Origin of the sequence: Zhouia amylolytica AD3 (genome assembly GCF_000511935.2) — a bacterium.
Lineage (GTDB): Bacteria > Bacteroidota > Bacteroidia > Flavobacteriales > Flavobacteriaceae > Zhouia > Zhouia amylolytica.
This window is the reverse complement of the sequence record NZ_AYXY01000014.1, coordinates 35,462-56,235: the sequence shown is the minus strand read 5'-3', so window position 1 is coordinate 56,235 and position 20,774 is coordinate 35,462. Positions and strand designations below refer to the sequence as shown.

Annotated in this window: 18 protein-coding genes; 14 read left to right on the top strand and 4 right to left on the bottom strand. The window is 34.3% G+C overall.

All coding sequences use genetic code 11. From position 1 onward, the window contains the following. Window positions 1-707, top strand: a 707-nt coding sequence (locus P278_RS04530) for an asparagine synthase-related protein (RefSeq protein ID WP_038263044.1), incomplete at its 5' end; no start/stop codon positions are given. Window positions 708-762: 55 nt separating this feature from the next. On the opposite strand, the gene P278_RS04525 is transcribed toward P278_RS04530, so the two are convergent. Further along, window positions 763-2,496: a hypothetical protein gene (locus tag P278_RS04525; RefSeq protein ID WP_038263012.1), complete on the bottom strand. Its 1,734-nt coding sequence runs from the start codon at window positions 2,494-2,496 to the stop codon at window positions 763-765. Between the two features lie 687 nt (window positions 2,497-3,183). Between P278_RS04525 and P278_RS04520 the strand changes: the two genes are divergently transcribed. From P278_RS04520 to P278_RS04460, 13 genes are all read left to right on the top strand, one after another. After that, entirely contained in the window at window positions 3,184-4,212 is a 1,029-nt protein-coding gene (locus tag P278_RS04520; protein WP_038263010.1) for an NAD-dependent epimerase, read from the top strand. A gap of 2 nt (window positions 4,213-4,214) precedes the next feature. Next, window positions 4,215-5,501 carry a nucleotide sugar dehydrogenase gene (locus P278_RS04515; protein WP_038263009.1) on the top strand — a complete coding sequence of 429 codons (1,287 nt, stop codon included), beginning with the start codon at window positions 4,215-4,217 and terminating at the stop codon, window positions 5,499-5,501. Further along, window positions 5,501-6,436 carry a glycosyltransferase gene (locus tag P278_RS04510; RefSeq protein ID WP_051413402.1) on the top strand — a complete coding sequence of 312 codons (936 nt, stop codon included), beginning with the start codon at window positions 5,501-5,503 and terminating at the stop codon, window positions 6,434-6,436. Before P278_RS04515 ends, P278_RS04510 begins: the two co-directional genes overlap by 1 nt. Before the next feature lie 31 nt (window positions 6,437-6,467). Beyond that, window positions 6,468-8,012: a lipopolysaccharide biosynthesis protein gene (locus tag P278_RS04505; RefSeq protein ID WP_051413401.1), complete on the top strand. Its 1,545-nt coding sequence runs from the start codon at window positions 6,468-6,470 to the stop codon at window positions 8,010-8,012. 34 nt (window positions 8,013-8,046) lie between these two features. Continuing rightward, window positions 8,047-9,264 carry an O-antigen ligase family protein gene (locus P278_RS04500; RefSeq protein WP_038263006.1) on the top strand — a complete coding sequence of 406 codons (1,218 nt, stop codon included), beginning with the start codon at window positions 8,047-8,049 and terminating at the stop codon, window positions 9,262-9,264. Window positions 9,265-9,316: 52 nt separating this feature from the next. Beyond that, window positions 9,317-9,898: an LbetaH domain-containing protein gene (locus P278_RS04495; RefSeq protein WP_038263004.1), complete on the top strand. Its 582-nt coding sequence runs from the start codon at window positions 9,317-9,319 to the stop codon at window positions 9,896-9,898. Between the two features lie 10 nt (window positions 9,899-9,908). Continuing rightward, entirely contained in the window at window positions 9,909-10,985 is a 1,077-nt protein-coding gene (locus P278_RS04490; protein ID WP_038263002.1) for a glycosyltransferase, read from the top strand. A gap of 9 nt (window positions 10,986-10,994) precedes the next feature. After that, window positions 10,995-12,140 carry a glycosyltransferase gene (locus P278_RS04485; RefSeq protein WP_038262999.1) on the top strand — a complete coding sequence of 382 codons (1,146 nt, stop codon included), beginning with the start codon at window positions 10,995-10,997 and terminating at the stop codon, window positions 12,138-12,140. Window positions 12,141-12,145: 5 nt separating this feature from the next. After that, window positions 12,146-14,044 carry an asparagine synthase (glutamine-hydrolyzing) gene (gene asnB, locus P278_RS04480; RefSeq protein ID WP_038262997.1) on the top strand — a complete coding sequence of 633 codons (1,899 nt, stop codon included), beginning with the start codon at window positions 12,146-12,148 and terminating at the stop codon, window positions 14,042-14,044. Between the two features lie 116 nt (window positions 14,045-14,160). Continuing rightward, a complete protein-coding gene (locus P278_RS04475) occupies window positions 14,161-15,363 on the top strand; it encodes a glycosyltransferase family 4 protein (protein ID WP_051413400.1) in 1,203 nt (400 codons plus the stop codon). Window positions 15,364-15,384: 21 nt separating this feature from the next. Beyond that, complete coding sequence (locus P278_RS04470) at window positions 15,385-16,050, top strand: acetyltransferase (protein WP_038262995.1); 666 nt, start codon at window positions 15,385-15,387, stop codon at window positions 16,048-16,050. Between the two features lie 24 nt (window positions 16,051-16,074). After that, window positions 16,075-16,692 (top strand): sugar transferase, encoded by a 618-nt coding sequence (locus tag P278_RS04465; RefSeq protein ID WP_038262992.1) that lies wholly within the window; start codon window positions 16,075-16,077, stop codon window positions 16,690-16,692. A gap of 9 nt (window positions 16,693-16,701) precedes the next feature. After that, window positions 16,702-17,736, top strand: a complete 1,035-nt coding sequence (locus tag P278_RS04460; protein ID WP_038262989.1) for an ATP-grasp domain-containing protein — start codon at window positions 16,702-16,704, stop codon at window positions 17,734-17,736. Here P278_RS04460 and P278_RS04455 read toward each other — a convergent pair. From P278_RS04455 to P278_RS04445, 3 genes are read right to left on the bottom strand one after another with little or no spacing between them, the layout of a single operon-like run. Further along, on the bottom strand, window positions 17,729-19,045 hold the full coding sequence (locus tag P278_RS04455) for a phenylacetate--CoA ligase family protein (protein WP_038262986.1): 1,317 nt from the start codon (window positions 19,043-19,045) through the stop codon (window positions 17,729-17,731). The two genes, P278_RS04460 and P278_RS04455, sit on opposite strands and share 8 nt — an antisense overlap. A gap of 27 nt (window positions 19,046-19,072) precedes the next feature. Then, entirely contained in the window at window positions 19,073-19,429 is a 357-nt protein-coding gene (locus tag P278_RS04450) for a hypothetical protein (RefSeq protein ID WP_152973887.1), read from the bottom strand. Then, window positions 19,426-20,697, bottom strand: a complete 1,272-nt coding sequence (locus P278_RS04445) for a tyrosinase family protein (RefSeq protein ID WP_235444249.1) — start codon at window positions 20,695-20,697, stop codon at window positions 19,426-19,428. The genes P278_RS04450 and P278_RS04445 overlap by 4 nt, the downstream gene beginning before the upstream one ends. Window positions 20,698-20,774: the final 77 nt, after the last annotated feature.

The following is a 20,774-nucleotide window of genomic DNA, read 5'->3' as shown; positions in this document are numbered from 1 at the left end:
ATTTTGATTCTTTACACCGTAACCAACCTATTATGCATATCCCTTATTTTATAAGAAAGTTTTTATCCCGACCATTTTTTTTAAACCTGATAAATCAAAATTCGCATAGAGTACGAAATGCCTTAAACACCAAAACTGAAAACGACTTTATAGAAAATATCTTCTCCAGGAAAGGCTTTTTATTAAAAAAGAAAAGGCAGGATTGGATGAAGCATTTTCAAGACTATAAACACTGGTCTAAACACATCATTCAAAGAGCAGCCGATTTGAATATAAAGTTATGGTTAGAAAATGATAGTAATGTGAAGGTAGACCGTGCCAGTATGGCCTACTCTGTAGAAGTTAGGAGTCCGTTTCTGGATTACCGGGTCATAGAATATGCCAGAACACTTCCGGTTAATTTCCGGTACCAAAAAGGTAATCAAAAGCGTATTTTAAAAGACTTACTCGAGGAATACATTCCCAGAGAACTATTTAACAAACCTAAAAAGGGTTTTTCAGTACCTATTGCCTATTGGATTCGAAATGAATTGAAATCTGAATTCAAACAGGCACTGAACGATGAATTTTTAAAAAAAGTTCCTAATTTAAATATTGAAAAGTTTAAACGAATATTTCAAGAACACCTTGATGGTCAATCAGATCATTCACCGAATATATGGAAACTCTATGTTTTGAGTAAATGGTATGAAAAATACGGTTATTAAAAAAAGCCCCGTTGTTAATACAACGGGGCTTTTTAGTATGAATTCTCTATAATTATTATAGATCCACTAAGTTTAAGAACTCTTCAAGGTCAGTATATCCGTCTCCATCAAGATCTCCTTTACCATCTCTTGATAAATCTCCGAATTTAGCAACTTCCCAAGCATCTGCCATACCATCGTTATCAGAGTCATAATCTGAAGGTCTGCTGCTCACCGGCGTTGAGCTTACACTTCCAATAAAGTTAGCATATCGTTGCTCACCAAACCAGCTTCTAACATCGCTATACATTTTATAATCTTCATAAGCACCTTCACCAGCGGCCATTACTTTTAAATAATCTGAGTCATTTACATCAGTGTGATAGGTAACCGTACCATTAGCATTTAATGACGCATTGGCACCAACATTAGTAATAACATCTCTATAAGCCTCTTCTGCTGATTTAACTGGTAGCGGAGCTCCAATTAATGGATACTGCGTATCTACGAATTCAGAAGCAGGAGCATATTTTGTCTGCTGTCCAGATTCAAACTCCACCCAAAGCGCTTTATTATCTGCATTTGGATCGGTAAACATACCTTTATCAGCGATATTACCAGCAGTATATATTTGAGCATTTCTAGATGAATTAACCGCATTCAACTGAATTTGAGATCCACCTCCAAAGTTTGTTCTCTTACCCATTGCATAGTAATTGTTCATATGGTTTAACTTAACATCACCATCGGCAAATGTTAATCTGTACTGCCAGTTTTGAACAACGTTATTGATAACATCTACTCTACCGTCACTTGCTACGTTTGGAGTTCTGTGTGAAATATTCCAGAAAAGGTTATTTAAGAAACTGTTATCGTAGCTATAGTGTTCAGAATCTGTATCTCCGAACAATGATCCAGTTTTACCTTCAGCGATCAAACTTCGTTGGATAGTAATATTCTTAGTCTCATTACCTCTGATACTAAAACATTCATCACCACCGTAACTTACTGACATGTGATCGAATATAATATTACTTCCAACACCTGAACTTGAATATAGTTCGAAGGCATCAGCACCAGATTCAAATGGTCTCACTCGAATATATCTGATGATAATATTATTACATTTTTGCATCTTAAACCTTGACTGGTTTGAAGAGGTAATAGTAATTCCTCCTTCAGGAGCTGTTTGACCTGCAATGGTTAGGTCATTCCCTGAAATAGTCAACAATGAAGTTAAGTTAATTGTTCCCGCAACATCGAAAACGATTGTAGCCGGTCTGGCTTGAGCAAGTGCCCATCGTAAACTTCCAGTTCCACTATCATTCAGGTTGGTAACGTGATATACGTTTCCACCTCTACCACCTGTAACGTAAGCACCTCCACCATATGCTGTAGGGAAAGCTTTCAATTCACCACCTACATCACCTGGATTTGTTTCAGGGGTTGTTTCATCCGGATTGGTTTCTTCTGGAGTAGTTTCTGTTATTGCAGTTTCATCATCCCATTCTGTATCTGGAATAACTTCAACGTTATCAGCTTCTAAATCTTCTGTAACATCTTCTATTGGATCTGGAGCAACTTCTTCAGTAGTTTGAAATTTCTTACCATTTCTAAATACCTTCTTCTCTCCATTTCCTGTGTAAATGATAGCTCCTTTATCGTTACCTTTTTCATAATAAACGGTAACCACAGTAATATCATCTTCCACTGCAGTATCTAGTTTTAACTCATCTTTATTACATGAGTAAATAAGGGATACAAACAAAAATAAAAACATCATTCTCCTTAGGGCATTGATTTTGTCCATAGTCTCGTAAGAATTTGGGGTTAATAAAATTAGTATTTAATTGATTCATAAGCAATTCTGAGCCGGCAAATATATATATTCTTTTTAATTACAAATCGATTAAGTGTTAATATTAATCGTTGAAATGCACGTTTTGATTTGCTTACTCTTAAGTACGTCGAAAATTGAAAAATAGTCTACGGAAGATCAAAAAAAAATGAACAACCCATAAAGTGTAACTTACTGAAAAACAATAAACAGCCTCTGTTTACAAGGGGTTTGAAAGGTTTAATTATGATGAAAAAAAAATAATTTTAACATATATTTTTTTTGGGTAAATTTTCTTTAACAAATAATGGCCTACGAAACCGGAGGAAGTGCATTATTTTAATTGAAGATATCCGACGTTTTTATACTAATTATTATTAAAAAAGCGATGTATTTATCACTTGAAAAATTTTCAACTTTAACAATTTTTAACTGTTGAGGTGCATTCATCGAGCGAAAAAATTGCCAAAAATCAGATCGATCGTTCATATCATCTAGTTGAATTTCAACGGTTATATTGATTCTTTGATATAAGTTTTTTTACTTATGTATATAAAATTCATAACATTTGTTAGTGAATCGAATCAAACATTCGTACTATTTTTCAAGAATTTACTGATACTTTTGTTATAAAGTGTATTCTTAAAACCAAATAAAAACATGAAAATACTTGTTACCGGTGCAGCCGGATTTATAGGCTTTCATACTTCAAAATTATTATTAGCCAAAGGTCACGAAGTTATAGGTCTGGACAATATCAATGATTATTACGATCCAAATCTGAAATTTAATCGATTAAAAACACTGGGGATTTCTAAAGAACAAGCAGAACCATATAATCATATCTCAGAAAGTACAGTATATGGGAAGCAATTTAAGTTTATTAGGTTAAACCTGGAGGATCGTGAAAACTTGCCTGATCTCTTTAAAGAAGAAAAGTTTGATGTGGTCTGTAATTTAGCTGCTCAGGCCGGTGTTCGCTATAGTCTGGAAAACCCTGAGACCTATATTGACAGTAATATTGTAGGTTTTCTGAATATTCTGGAATGCTCAAGACATTACAACGTTAAGCATTTGGTCTATGCCAGTAGTTCAAGCGTATATGGATTGAATGAGGAAATTCCTTTTTCCACCTCCGACAATGTTGATCGACCGATCAGTCTTTATGCTGCAAGTAAGAAGAGTAATGAGCTTATGGCACATACCTATAGTCATTTATTCAACTTACCTACTACAGGATTACGCTTTTTTACAGTATATGGTCCGTGGGGAAGACCAGACATGGCTTTATTCCTCTTTACAGAAGCGATAAGTAAAAATGAGCCTATCAATGTCTTTAATTATGGGAAGATGGAGCGTGACTTTACTTATGTAGACGATATTGTTGAAGGTGTGGTTCGTATTTGTCTGGGGGAAACCGATAACAGGAAAGAGAAAAACTCACTTTATAAAGTATACAATATTGGAAACAATAACTCTGTAAAACTTTTGGACTTCATACATGAAATCGAGGAAAATTTAGGTAAAAAGGCCGAAATGAATTTAATGCCAATTCAACCCGGTGATGTAGCGCGGACCTGGGCCAAGGTCGATGATTTGATTAAGGATTATAATTATTCACCCAATACTCCAGTGAAAAAGGGAATTGAAGCTTTTATTAACTGGTACAAAGATTATTATAACGTATAAAAATGATAAACTCTAAAGACTTTCGCATTGGTATTATTGGCTTAGGCTATGTAGGACTACCGCTGGCAAGATTATTTGCCACTCAGTATAGTGTAACCGGATTTGATATCAATCAGAAAAGGGTCGACCAGCTTAATGCTGGAGATGATGTTACGCTGGAGGTTGAGGAAGACCTGTTAAATGCTGTATTAAAAACCGATAATAATGCTGATTCAGGATTATTTTGTTCAACCGATTTAAAAGATTTAAAAGCCTGTAACTTTTATATTATTACCGTTCCTACTCCTGTAGATAAAAATCACAGACCAGATCTAACTCCGCTTTTTAAAGCGAGTGAAACCGTGGGGAAAGTTCTTGATAAAGGTGACATTATTATATATGAATCTACGGTTTATCCCGGTGCAACGGAAGAAGATTGTATTCCTATTGTAGAGAAAATAAGTGGTTTAAAATTTAATGAGGACTTTTATGCCGGTTACTCTCCGGAGCGTATCAATCCGGGAGATAAAGAACATACCGTTGAAAAAATTTTGAAAGTAACTTCCGGATCAACTCCGGAAGTAGCTAAAAAAATAGATGGGGTCTATGCCTCAGTTATTACTGCTGGTACTCATCTCGCTCCTTCTATTAAAGTTGCTGAGGCTGCTAAGGTAATTGAGAATTCGCAACGTGATATCAACATTGCCTTTGTTAACGAACTTGCAAAAATTTTCAATCTTTTGAATATTGACACTCATGACGTGCTGGAGGCTGCCGGTACTAAATGGAACTTTTTACCATTTAAACCCGGTCTTGTTGGTGGGCATTGTATCGGTGTAGATCCTTATTACCTGGCGCAAAAAGCACAGGAGTCAGGATATCACCCTGAGATCATTTTAGCAGGAAGAAGGATCAATGACAGTATGGGACAGTACGTTGCGGGTGAAATGATAAAGCTTCTAATACAAAACGACATTAAGGTAAAGAACAGTAAAATACTTGTACTTGGCATTACTTTTAAAGAAAATTGTCCGGACGTTAGAAATACCCGGGTTGTTGATGTGGTTGAAGAACTTCAGGGCTTTAGTGCCGGTGTCACCATTGTAGATCCTTGGGTTAAACCTGAAGAAGTTAAAGCAGAATATGGATTAGACGTATTAAATGAAATTCCTGATGAACAATATGATGGTATCTTATTAGCCGTAGCTCACGAACAATTCAAAAATATAAATCTTGAACCTTTACTGAAGCCATCAGGTATTATTTACGATGTAAAAAAGACCTTAAAAAATTATAACAAAAGACTTTAATGAATCCTTTAGTTAGTATTATAATACCTGTCTATAATGCTGAATTATATCTTGAAAGATGCCTTAATTCTGTCATCAATCAAACGTATGAAAATTTAGAAATACTTCTGATAAATGATGGATCTACAGACAACAGTAAAAACATTTGTACTTCCTTTAAAAAAAAAGATAACAGAATTAAGCTTATCAATCAAGTCAACGGAGGTTCGAGTATTGCCAGAAACACTGGACTAGACCAAGCACAAGGGGAAATCATATCATTCATTGACAGTGACGATCATATTGATCTAAAAATGATTACCATAATGGTCGATCTTTTATTGACTCATGATTTAGAGGTAGTAGAGGCTGAACCGGATAACCCCACGAAAAAGAAATCCTTTGATGGTAGCTTTAGGATAGAAGATCAAATTACAGCGACCAAAAGAATACTTAAAAACACAAGCTTTTCGGTTTGGAGAAGAATTTATAAAAAATCACTCATTGGAGAAATGAGGTTTATTCCTAAATTAATCCATCAAGATGTATTTTTCACCATTGATCTTCTTAAGAAAATATCGAAAATCGGATATTTAAATACTCCTTTGTACATATATAACACGGGGAATGTCGGTAGTATTATCAGAAGTAAATATTCAGTCAAAAAAATTACTACCGGAATAAAGGCGACTGAATATATAAAGGATCATGTTCCTAACAAAGATGCTTTAGATGAGGTGGTAAAAAACTATATTGTTTATTACTATACAGATCATTTTTATCTATTAAGCAAAAATAAACATGTTGATCCCGGAGGTTATTACAGAAAAAAATTGAAGCGTGAAATTTCAAAGGCTGCCAATAATAATAATTTGAGTTTTCGTTCGCTCGTTGTTATGACGCTTCCGATTAAGGTATCTGAAAAGATATATGCCCTATATAGAAACTTGAAATAACGGTGGTTATTAACAAAGTTAATTCTCTAATATGTCTAGACTTGCTTTATCCATAAAAAATGCCTGGATTGCCTTAGTTTTTCAACTAATCTATGTCTTCGTGCAGTTTTATGCAAGGGATATTTTTTTAGATCATTTGGGAGATGAATTTATGGGAATCGAGAGTACCCTTAAGAGCATGCTTCAATTTCTCAATTTATCGGAACTTGGTATTGGTACAGCTGTTGGTTTTACGCTATACAAGCCAATTTTCAACAACAATAGAGATAAAATCAACGAAATAATAGGCTATTTGGGTTTTCTATATAAAAGAATTGGTCTATTTGTGTTGCTTGCAGGATTGATACTGATTTTATTTTTCCCATTATTTTTTAAGGGAACAGATACTTCTCTGGGATACATTATTTTTCTTTTTATTTCATTATTGATAAGTAACCTGCTTAACTACTTCTTTACCTATCAAATGTTTCTTTTAGAGGCAGATCAGAAAAACTATGTTCGACTCGTCATTAATCAATCTGTCTTCGTTGGGAGATTGATTGTTCAATGCTTTGTTCTTCTTTATCTTAAAGACATCTTTTTATGGATCTTACTGGAGTTAATAGCTCCTTTCTTCTATGTTGTATTATTGCGAAGGAAAATCCGTAAAACCTATCCTTGGTTAAATTTCAATTATAGAACTACTCAAGAGATTCGACAAAAGCATCGAACGCTTCTTACCAAAATCAAACAAATAAGTTTTCATAAAATAGGGTCATTTGTTTCTAATGGAACTGACAACATATTAATATTTGCATTTATAAATCCTGCCACGGTAGCTTATGTAGTTAATTACCAGTTAGTACTAAATAACATCAATGTATTAGTGAGTAAATTTTTTGCAGGTTCAAATGCTAGTGTAGGTAATTTAGTTGCAGAAAATGACCTCAAAAATATCACCAAGGTATTTTGGGAGATGATGGCCTTACGCTTTTTTCTTGCCGGCACTTCCGCTATTATGTTTTACATAGGTTTCGAAGATCTAATCGTGTTGTGGCTGGGAGAAAAATATTTATTGTCTCCTGGAATTCTTATTGCCCTTATATGCATATTTTTTATTTTACAAATCAGACAGCCCGTCGATAGCTTTAAACAAGCTTATGGGTTGTACGCCGATATATGGTCTCCTTTAGCTCAAAGTATTATTAACTTGGCATTTTCCATACTATTAATACTAAAATATGGGGTTATTGGCGTATTCATTGGAACCATAATCAGTCAGGTTTGTATCGTACTCATTTGGAGACCTTACTACCTATTTGATAAAGGGTTTAAGTTACCTTCAAGCATCTATTGGAAAGGATTCATTTTTCATGTTCTTTACTTTTTGATCATTGGTTTACTTTATATGAGCACTATTGATCCTTTGTTGGAGATTAGTTTTAAATCAAAATTTTTAAATTTAGTAGTCAGAGTTATTAGTTCAGGAATATTGTTTGGTACCATTTATTTTATTGTACTTCAAATTTTCAGTAAGGGTTTTAAAGATCTCACAAAAAGATTTTATCAGATTATAAAAAACAAAATATACAAATGATGATGGAGGAGAGATTCTTCCTAAAAACAATTTTATGAAATATATTCTTGCATTATTATTAATTTTATTTGCATCCTATTCAGATATATTTTTATACCGTATACACATTAATCCTGCGCCACCATCCCAGCTATTAATCCCATTATTTTTAGCCGTATTCATACTCACCTATCCGCTTAAATCTTTTATTGATATTGTTAAATCGCATACCTTTAAATTCTTATTGTTTCTTTTTCTTTTATCCGTGGTATATGCCGCATTCTCTGAGGCAAGTCAAGAGATTCTGATTTCAAAAATTTCACTTAATTTAATCACGCTTTTGTTTTACTCCTTTTCTTTACACTTTTTTAGGACTGAAAACAGGCAAACCAAACTTTTAGTTTTGGTAGTCTCATTTATTGTATTGTCAGCAAGTATATGGTTCGATTTCCTTATTGGCCTTCCTGAATACAGTACTAAATTGGCAGAAAGTGTTAGAAAGGGTGGATTTGGAGAAAATCCGAATCAAGCCGCTTCGGGGGTTAAATTTCTTGCACTATCCATACTTAGCCTTATTTTTATGCAAACCACCAAAAAATATTTGGTAGTTGCATTATTGGTTGCCACGGTTTTTATCACCCTATCCAGAAGTGGAATTGTTTCGGTAATTCTGATTCTTATTTTGGTAAATATTAATAACTGGAATCCGCGTTTTGAAATTACCCTGGATAAACTTTTTAAGAGTTTTTTCAAAATGATTTTCCTGTTCTCTCTACTCTATATAGCACTTTTATCGTTATCGGATGTAATCAAAACGAATTTTCCAGCATTCACCAGAGGTGCAGCCGGTGAACGTTTGGATATGATTCTGGGTAAAAGCGATAAAGGGGTTATTGAAGAAGATACGCATGCCAGAGGTGGCAGAGGCGCTTTATTTATAAAATATTTGAATGAATTCATGGAGGAACCACTTGGGCATGGAACAGGATATACCACAGATCAAAATTTCAATTCTTTAAATACTCATAATTATTACCTCTTTCTTGCTGTTAATTTAGGAATCATTGCATTAGGAGCTTATTTATTTTACATTCTTTTTGGCTTCAGGCTTTCCATTCGATATGATCTGTTTTTCTATTTCATATTTTGGACCCTTATTTTTTTTGAAGGCTTTATATCACATGGTATGCTATACGAACGTCCTATTATAATTTGTTTGGCATTTTTTGATAGTATGATTTATAAAGGAATTAACCATGAACTCAACGAATAAATTCTGAATTACTTCTCAAAATATCAGAACTTTATGCTTAAAGCTTAATGTTTTGATCGATTCAAAAAGAAAATATAAAGAATATCTCGATTGCGATAAGAATGCCTTAGGTCTTCGGAATCATAATGCATTTTCAAGAGTTAAGGAATTCATGGCTCCCAACGCTATATGGGGCTTTCAAAAGTTGTTAAGAAAGGTTGAATATTACAAGAACTGTAAAAAAGGTCCTTTTAATCGGGTCTATTACTATTATCTAAAATACAGGTTCAGAAAGCGATCGATGAGACTGGGATTTTCCATCCCGGAAAACGTTTTTGGTCCCGGATTAGCCATTGTTCATTATGGTACCATTGTTATTAATAGTAATGCTAAAGTTGGAGCAAATTGTAGAATTCATGCCTGTACTAATATAGGTGCTTCAGGAGGAAATCCTGAAGCTCCCCAATTAGGAAATAACGTTTATATAGCTCCGGGGGCAAAAATATACGGAAACATAAATATTGCAAATAACATTGCAATAGGAGCTAATGCTGTTGTCCATAAATCTTTTGAAGAAGAAGGAATTTTGATTGCAGGTAATCCTGCGAAGAAAATAAAGGATATTGACATTAAAAGAATTATAAAACATATTTAAAGGGTACTCTATGAATAAGGAGAAAATAAAAATTGTATTTGTAATTCCATCATTGGTTGCAGGGGGAGCTGAACGAGTTATTTCATTTGTATCTCAACATATTAGCAAAGACAAATTTGAGGTCCGTTTACTGGTAATAGGTTTTAAGAAAGATACGGTTTATACTGTTGAAAATGTTCAAGTAGATTACCTTAACCAGGAAAGAGTGTTATATGCTATTCCAAAGATAATACAATATTTCACCAGGTATAAGCCTAATATTGTGGTGAGTTCCATTTCCCATTTAAATACAGTAATGGCTCTGGTTTCGCCTTATTTTAGGAACGTCAAATTTGTAGGAAGAGAATCTACCATTTTAAATCAAAGAAAGGACAAAGGTAAAAAAAGGTTCTGGCAACGTTTTTCCATTTTTAAAAACCAACACCACAAACTTGATAGAATCATTTGTCAATCTTCAGACATGGCTCAAGACCTCATCAACAACTCCCAGGTGCCCGCAAATAAAATTGTAATCATAAACAATCCTATTTCCAAAATAGGAAACCTGAAAAAAAACCTGGAGGCTGAGCGGGATAATACCCCATCCAAATACATAACTATTGGAAGGTTAACTCAGGTTAAAGGACATTTAAGACTTTTAGAAATATTATCGCAGCTCGATGATGATTTTATATACACGATTGTTGGTGATGGGGAGCTGAAAGACCAGATATTTCAAAAAGCCACTGATTTAGGACTACAAGATAAAATTACGCACATCCCCTACACAGACAAGACAGATCAAATACTGGCCAGTAATGATATGTACTTACAGGGATCCTATATCGAAGGATTTCCAAATGCCACTCTTGAAAGCTGTGTGGCTGGTGTACCCGTAATTGCTTTTAATGCACCCGGTGGTACAAAAGAAATAATTGAAAACAATATTAACGGATTTATTGTAGACTCTTCAAAGGATTTTTTAAAATGTTTACAGGCGAAAAACACCTGGAATCCGGAGCAAATCAGGAGTTCAGTAGTTGAAAAATTCAGCACTGATAAAATCATAAAACAATATGAAGATTTATTTATTGAAATTAATAATTAATGTTTCACGATGAGTTCTAAACCTAACTTATGTATTCTAAACACCAGCTTAAGCAGTGGTGGTGCGGAAAAAGTTATTAGTTTACTTTTGAAAAAACTTGTCAATGACTTTAAGGTAACTCTTGTTTTATTTTATAACGATATTCATTTTCAAATCCCTGAGGCGGTTGAAACGGTGCTTTTAAGCGAAGAAAAACCACCTAAATCATGGCGCAAAAGAATAGTAAACTTTTATGATTTCTATAAAAAGTATAACGCCTTAATTAAAAGGGAAAGGATAGATTACTCCATTTCATTTCTTGCGTTTCCAAATTTTATAAATGCCTTGGCTTCTTCAAACAATCCTGGTATTAAAACGATTATAAGTGAAAGAGGATATCCATCTGATAATACTTCCAGTAAGACCTCAGCATATATTTCCAAAGTGTTCTACCCTATTTTATATAATAAATGCGATAAGTTATTCTCCAATTCCGTTCATATCAATGAAGATTTAAATAAAAATTTTGGAGTTAAAATTCCTTTGGAAGTAATTTACAATCCTGTCGAAGAACCACTTAGAAAGATTGCTTCTGACGATTTACTAAATACAAATAGTTCCTTTAGTATTATAAATGTTGGATCTGTTAATATTCGGAAAAACCAACAGATGATTATCAAAGCTGTTGCGAAATTAAATCATCATTCACACCTCAATATTTTAGGTGACGGAGATTTAATTAATGAATTAAAAAAGCTGTCAAGTGATTTAAATGTATCCTCAAAAGTTGCTTTCGAAGGTAAAGTAAGTAACGTTAATTCATATTTATGTAAAAGTCACTGCTTTGTACTTTCTTCATTTACCGAAGGCTTTCCAAACGCCCTTTTAGAAGCCTTAGCTGTCGGCCTACCTTGTATTTCTACTAATTGCCTATCCGGTCCTTTGGAAATGCTTAACGATAATGAGCCGGTTTTCATTGAAGAAGGTGAATTTCATAAAGCCAAATATGGAATTCTGATTAACAACAATGATATACAAGGTTTAGTAAATGCCTTAAAGTATTTAGAAGAAAACGAAATGGAAAGGGTTCATTATAGTCAATTAGCCATTGAGCGTTCAAAAGAATACTTTACAGAAAACATATATCAAAAATTCTATAAGTTTATTATTAATTAAAAATTATGTGTGGAATAAACGGATTTATTGAATTAAATACAGCTTCGAAAGATTATGTCGCTCTTATAAACTCCATGAATGATTTAATTATTCATCGTGGACCGGATGATGATGGTATTTATATTCATAAAAACTCAGATCAGGTTATTGGTATGGGGATGCGGAGACTATCGATTATTGACCTTCATACGGGGAGTCAACCCATTCACTCCGACGACCATAATTGCACTATAGTTTTTAATGGAGAGATCTATAATTTTTTGGAATTAAGACATCAATTGAAAGAAGTTGGAATTTCGTTTAATACCACCAGTGATACAGAGGTAATTTTAAAACTTTATGAGTATTATGGAGAAGATTCCTTTAAGCTCCTGGATGGTATGTTTGCGTTTAGTATTCATGACAAAAAGAAAAACAAAATCTTTATCGCGCGTGACTTTTTCGGTGAAAAACCTTTGTATTATACTAAAACTGCCGAAGGTCTTATCTGGAGCTCAGAACTTAAATCGCTTGTAAAAGTATTGCCTGAAAAGCCTGCCATTTCTAAAACAGGCCTTGAACTATTTTTTAGACTGACCTATATTCCCGCCCCTTTTACCATTTATCAACAGATAAATAAGCTTGAAAGCAACCACTATATTTGTTTCGACTTAAATAGTAACTCACTGGAAGTCCGACCTATTAGTCATCCTCCTCGCATTCTCAAAAATGATATCAGTTTCAAAGATGCTAAATTAAAGACCCGTGAACTGGTTTACGATAGTGTGATTAGTCGGTCCGTTTCAGATGTTCCTATAGGGACCTTTCTTTCAGGAGGTGTAGATTCTTCGATTGTTTCCCTATGTCTATCAAAGTATAAATCGACTCCTATAGATACCTTTTCTATAGGGTTTGAAAAGAAGTCTTATGACGAAACAGACAAATCTCAGACCGTAGCTAAATTAATCGGCAGTCACCATCACGAGTTTATCATTAACGAACAAGACCTGCAGGAAGATGTGCATCGAATTCTTTTAAACTTTGATGAACCCTTTGCTGATTCCTCATCACTACCTACATTTATGGTGTCTAAAAAGACCAGCGATTATGTAAAAGTTGCTTTAACAGGAGACGGAGGAGATGAATTATTTGGAGGGTATAACAAATATTATATGGGTAAGTTAAATAAAAGATATACCCAAATTATCCCTGAAAAAATACATGACAGGTTATTGAGTGCTACAGCCCCTTTGTTAAATGACAAAGACGACTCCAGGGGAATCAAATATAAAATGAAAAGGCTTTTAAATTCTGTTGATTACAGCGATGCCTTTTATTGGGAAATCATTTCATTAGGGTATACGGCTAATACCATTCATCAATATTTAAAACCATCTTATCTTTCTGAAGAACTATTCGAGCAATTTAAAACCCATTCCGGAATACAGAAACCAACCACTTTAACCGACTATAGAATTATAGATAAACATGTAAGTTTAGAAGGTGATATGTTGGTAAAGGTAGACAGGACCAGTATGCTTAATTCCCTCGAATGCAGGGCTCCATTCTTAAATAAAACTTTATGGGAATATACCCATAGTCTACCTGAATCGTTTCTAATGAAAGGTTGGAATAAAAAATACATATTAAAAGAAGCTTTTAAAGATGATTTTCCGAAAGGTTTCCTGGATAAAAGTAAGAGTGGATTCGGAGTTCCGGTGGGTGACTGGTTGAGAAAATCCTTGAAAAATGAATTACTATCATATGTTGAGGATTCTCAATTAAATACCCAGAATATATTTAACACAAGAGCAATTCAGGAACTGGTACATGACCATGTGGATAGCAAAGCGGATAATACTTTTAAAGTATGGACCTTTTATTGTTTTCAAAAATGGTATTATAACACCTACCTGAAATTATAAAGTGTTAGAATGAAAACACTTAATCGACAAAAATGCGCATCAATCTAATTGATTGAGAGGTTCGTCCTTATTTCAAGTATCTTTATGATAGTCACGTAAAATACTGTGAAACGGGTATGAATCCTAAAAAAAAATTAATTAGAATAACCACTGTTCCAAATTCATTGGGGGTCCTTCTGAGAGGACAACTTAAATTTATGAGGGATCACTTCGATGTTATAGGTATTTCATCAAAAGGGAATAAAAACAGGTTAAAAGAAATTGGAAAAGCAGAAGGAATTAAAACCTATGCTGTGGAAATGACCCGTAAAATCACTCCTTTTAAAGACATAAGGAGTGTTTACCTTCTTTATAAAATCTTTAAGAAAGAAAAACCATTTATTGTACATAGCCACACGCCCAAAGCGGGAACGGTAGCCATGCTGGCTGCGAAAATGGCAGGGGTCCCTCATCGTTTACATACCATAGCGGGATTACCATTGGTGGAAGCCAAAGGCTTTAAAAGAACTTTGTTAAACACTGTAGAGAGATTCACCTATTCTTGTGCTACTAAAATATATCCAAATTCAACTGGCTTAATGGATATTGTCCTGGAACATAGTTTTACTAATGAAGACAAGTTAAAAATAATTGGGAAGGGAAGCTCTAATGGCATCGATACTCAATATTTTGACCCTTTACACTACGATGAAGCCTTTAAAAATGATTTAAGAAATCAATTGAAAATAGGGGCTAATGATTTTGTTTTTGTTTTCGCAGGCAGACTTGTAAGAGATAAAGGAATCAATGAACTGGTTGCAGCCTTCAATAAACTCAATAAAAGGTATCCAAAATGTAAATTACTCTTGTTAGGGAGTTATGAAAAGAAGTTAGACCCGCTTAAGCCCGAAACAGAATCGATAATTTACACCAATGATAATATAAAATTTGATGGATGGAAAGACGATGTACGCCCTTATTATGCAATTTCAAATGCCCTGGTCTTCCCAAGCTACAGAGAAGGATTTCCTAATGTTGTATTACAAGCAACAGCCATGGGGTTAGCAAGTATTGTAAGTGACATCAATGGATGTAATGAAATTATCACTCATGATTTAAATGGCCTTATCATACCTGTTAAGGATGAGCAAAGCATTTATTTTTCAATGGAATATTTTTTAAATCATCCGGAAGAAGTAGACAGAATGGCTCAAAATGGCAGAAAACATGTGTTAGCCAACTATAAACAAGAATATGTTTGGGAGTGCTTATTAAATGAATATACCAGTTTAGAAAATAATTACGATCACCTCATGAATACAGAAACAGATATTAATTAATACTTAAGCTATTAATGATCAATGAAAAACATAATAATTGTTGGAGCTTCAGGACATGCTAAAGTAATAATAGACATTATTGAATTACAAGAAGAATTGAATATAGTCGGACTCATAGACTCATTTAAGCCTGTAGGAACAGAGGTCTGTGGATATGAGATAATAGGTACAGAGAATGACTTACCAATGCTAATCGATACTTTGAATTTAACAGGAGGTATTATTGCTATTGGAGATAATTATACTCGTAAACAGATGGCAGATAAAATCAAAATTAGCAATCCGGAGTTTTCCTTTTATTCAGCTATACACCCAAATGCTACAATTGGGAAGGGTGTTAGCATTGGTAATGGATCTGTTGTGGTTGCCGGTGCCATAATAAACGCTGACAGTACTATTGGAGATTTTTGTATTGTAAATACCAATGCATCTGTTGGGCACGAATGTATTATGAAAGACTATTCAAGTATGGCACCCGGATCTACCTTAGGTGGAAATAGTAATGTAGGATTATGTACCTCTGTCTGTTTGGGAGCTAATATTATCCATGGCATTGAAATTGGATCACATTGTATTATTGGAGCCGGATCTACTGTTGTTAAACCTGTTGAAGACCTGGTAATGGTTTATGGCGTGCCTGGCAGAGTCATTAAGAACCTGGAAAAAGGAGAGCAATATTTAAAGTAAAAATATTTTAATATATCAATAAAAATGTATAAAAAATATATCAAAAGAATATTGGATTTCACGGCAGCTCTTTGCGGGCTTATAATACTAATGCCTATTATTCTGTTGATTACATTCGTATTGCTTTTTGTAAATCGAGGTAAACCACTTTTTTTCCAGGAACGTCCTGGTAAAAACGAACGCATCTTTAAAATCTATAAATTTAAAAGTATGACTGATGAGACAGATGCAAATGGAAATCTTTTACCTAATGATGAAAGAGTTACAAAATTCGGAACCTTTCTAAGAAAGTCTTCTTTGGATGAAATACCCCAGTTGTTCAATGTATTAATTGGTAATATGAGTTTGATTGGTCCGCGTCCACTGCGGGTACATTACCTACCCTATTACAAAAAATCGGAGCGAATCAGACATTCGGTAAGACCTGGGATAACTGGACTGGCGCAGGTATCTGGCAGAAACCTGTTAAGCTGGGATGACAAATTAGAAAAAGACATTGAATACGTAGAAAACATCTCTTTTAAAAACGATTTTGAAATTTTGATAAAAACTTTTAAAAAAGTCATCGCCCCCTCAGACATTGATTTTGAACCTCATATGTTAGACCTGGATACCTATAGAAAATTAAACAACCAACTTTAACCAAGCATAATGACCCATTCACAAAACAACAATCTTAATATTCTATTTACCTGCGCAGGAAGAAGAAACTATCTGATACGATATTTTAAAGAAGCCCTCAACGGAAATGGTAAAGTAATAGCAGCCGATATGCAACTTAATGCCCCTGCAATTGTAGAGGCTGATTACGGAGTTCTGGTTCCTAATATATATGATGCTCATTATATACCTGAACTTCTAAAAATTGCTGATGAATATCGAGTAGACGCAATTATTTCCCTGAATGATCTGGAGCTTCCGATTTTATCGAAAAACATTAACCAATTCATCAATAAAGGTATTAAGGTAATCGTATCAAGTCCGGAAGTCATTGATATTGCATTTGATAAATACAGAACTTATAATTATATCAAATCATTGGGGCTCAATGCTCCTAAAACCTACCTAAATCTTGTTACTGCGAAGAAAGCATTAGAAACCAATGAAATATCATTCCCTGTTGTGCTAAAACCCCGATGGGGAAGCGCTTCACTGGGCATTGAATTCCCGGAAAATTCTGAAGAATTGAAACTAGCTTATGAACTTGTTAAATTAAAGCTTAAAAGATCTATTTTAAAAAATGTCAGTGAGAAGGATCTGGATCATGCCATTCTTATACAGGAAAAAATTAATGGTAAAGAGTATGGGATGGACGTTTTGAATAATTTCGATGGATCCTATATTGGGACTTTTGCCCGGGAAAAACTTTGTATGCGTTCGGGAGAAACAGACAAAGCTATTTCTGTGATAGATTCAAATTTAGAAGGTATTGGATCCGTTTTAGGTAGTAATTTAAAGCATGTTGGCAGTATGGACTGTGATATTTTATTTGATAGTGATAAACATTATGTTCTGGAATTGAATCCTCGATTTGGAGGTGGATACCCTTTTTCTCATGAAGCAGGGGTTAATACAGCTTCCATTTATGTCTCATGGCTCAATGGAAATTCAAATATTAAACAATTCATTAATTATAAGGAAGGATTGTGTTTTTCTAAATATGATAAGCTAATGCCTATCAATTAACGGGTATTTTATTCACAACCACCTTTCTTTTACCAGAGGACAATAATGGAATATCATCTACGTACTCAAAATTTATTTGGGCATCATTTCCTAAATGTATTTTAAACTCATTCTTTATTTGGTCTTCACTATTGAACTCGGCTGACACCTTAAATTTGAAGGTATATTGATTCACATCGTTCTGAATAAATTGATATTGGTGAATATGAGGATATTTCAATAAATGATAAACTACATATGATGAAATATGTTGTCCTTTCGTATTAAAAATCATGTCGGCTCTTCTTCCCTCCACCTTTTTTAAGACGAAGTAGTTTATATCATTTTCTACCTTAGATTCCATAACTCCAAGATCTCCTGTATCATATCGAATCATCGGCATGGCATAATTAAATAAGTCAGTAATTACTATTCTCCCCAAACACCCATCTGGCAATGGTCTATCTTCATTAAAATCCAATATCTCAACAATAAAACTGGCAGTATTAATATAATATTCCTGTCCCTTACCCATGATCTCCTGAGACAATATTCCATTCTCCACATTCGAATACCTGGAAATTAACTGAGTACCAAAATAATCTGAAATAATTTCTCTGGCTCTATCACTTATTCCTTCGGCAATAGATAAAATGGAGGTCACCTTAAAGTCGGCTTTTGGAGGCTCTTGCCTGTCAATATAGCTAGCGATTTTTTCTAATGCTGAAGCGTAGCTAATAATATTGACATTGCCTTTTTCATTTTTGATATCACTAATTAATTTATCTATGTCTTTATCTGTTAGTTTTGAAACAGGGTGCATTACGATATTCTTCAGCCAGGTTTCTAACTTTCCCCGGGTATTATATTGGTCCCAATGCCTTAAATAATAAAGTTTCTCCCCTGTTGTATATCCTGCTTTCTCGGCAAAAAACAAGGTGTCCGCAGCATTGCGATTTTTCTTATTCTTATCCTGCAAAACCTTAAAGGGAGTACCTGTAGAACCACTGGTATACACTTGTTGTAAGTCACTTTTATCGAATTTATCTGAAATGAAATCTGCATAAGACTCCCGAATGATGTTTTTATTGATCACCTTAAAGTCTTGTAACGATTTTGCGTCGCTGTATTGTTTATAATGCGTTACTGAAGTAATTGCATGTACTATAAGTTTATTCAAATTATCATTGATAATATGAGGTATTTCAATATTAGATTCTTCTCCATCAAATATAATCTTTATCTCCCTGTAATGTTTTCTTATAGCCCCTCCTTTGAGGAAGTCATATATCCACAAACAATTTTTTCTAAAATTTTTAAAAACATCCATCTTTAAAACAATTGGTTTATTTGGTATTTATTTAATTTCTATTTGCTTAAATACTATTAACCGCTTATCTATTTTTACCTCATTAATCAAAAAATAAATCGTATCCACATCCTTGGGTAAGGAAACATAACTACCCATATTTATGTTTTTGCATGATAAATAAAGCATGGGGTTTTTTACTTCATTTTGAATATTTTTCAGTGTAATGAACGCTGTGCTATCCATGGGTTTAATTTGCCCAAAAGGGGTAGAATATATCATTACATTATTTAATTCCTCATTCGTATTATTAACAACTCTAACCACCAATGCTTGCTGCATCAAACAAGGTTCCTGCCACAAAAAAAGTAAGCCCGTAACTATAATAAAACGAAGGCTTATCATGACTTTATAAGTTGGACTTTGTGTAGAACAACCCCGTTATTATCAACAACATTCAGTATATAAACTCCTGAGGCCAGGTTTCTCAAATCATTCAGATTTAGAACACTTTTATCTCTGAATACTTCAGATTTAACTTGTTGTCCAGCCATATTATAAAGTACAATCCTGCCGGAATGTGTGTTTTGACCCAAACGAATGTTTACTGACTCCAGAAAAGGGTTTGGATATACTTCAATATCAGAACTGTCATCCCCTAACTTTTTACCCTCAAAATCTACCATTCTCATCGATGGTAACGCCTCAAACTTCTTTGTATTTCTAACGATAGCGGAACCAGATGTTCTGGCCTGCGTATTGTCAATTTGGGCTCTGAAATCCGATCCGGAAGCCGCTACAAACCCTGGCAACATGACGATTTCATTTACTGAGGTAATTCTGCAGCTGGTATTGGCAGGAATTTCAAAACCATCCCTGACTTCAATTAAAAACTGATAGTAAAAATTTTCTATGGCATTGTAGGTGTTAGAAACCGTATAATCATCTAGAACCGCAAGTCCATCCTCTGCATAAAAAACGCCAAAAGCTCTGGGATCTATTATGTTATTGGGATTTACAAGCGGTAAGGTCTGTCCGTCAAAGACATAAGTTCCATCATATCGAAGCATTGAGGTTCTTATAAATGATGAGTTTTGATGAATAGCCTCCCAATCGGCCCATATTTTATCAATAAAGGTGTGGTGGAGGTAAAAGACCGGATCTCTCGGAGAAGCTGTAGTTGGCATTGCTCCACCCGTCCACCTATGAGGTCCTGCATGAATATTGCCTCGCTCTGTATCGTCTGAAAAAATCAGATAATCACTTATGCCTAATAAAGTGTTCAATTCACCTATAGTTCCTAATTCACCATTTCCTCCCAGGTTTCTGTTAAGTCCCCAATCATCATCGAACTGCCCCATAAAGTTTTCATCCCATAAAGGTGAATTGACTGACTGATCTACCGTTGAATCCCAATAAGGAATAGAAATATTGGGATTAATATCTTGCATGGCCTGCTCCACTTCAAACATTTGCATACGATGCCAGGCAAAAAAGATATCCCTTTCAGGTTCATCAGGTAAGTTAAAATGAATATCTAATCGGGTAGGGTCGGCTGTATTATCGAAATTAAAGAAATCACTGTGAAAGGTAGCTAAATCATTTATCAGGTCAGCCCCGTTTCGCAGCTGATAAAACGCATTCACAAGGGCATCTCGTTCCGCCTGGGTCATTTCGGTATAATTTTTTCTTATACTTTGAGAAAAAACCAGGGGGGTTGAAATTAAGAAAAATAACAGTAATAGTCTAC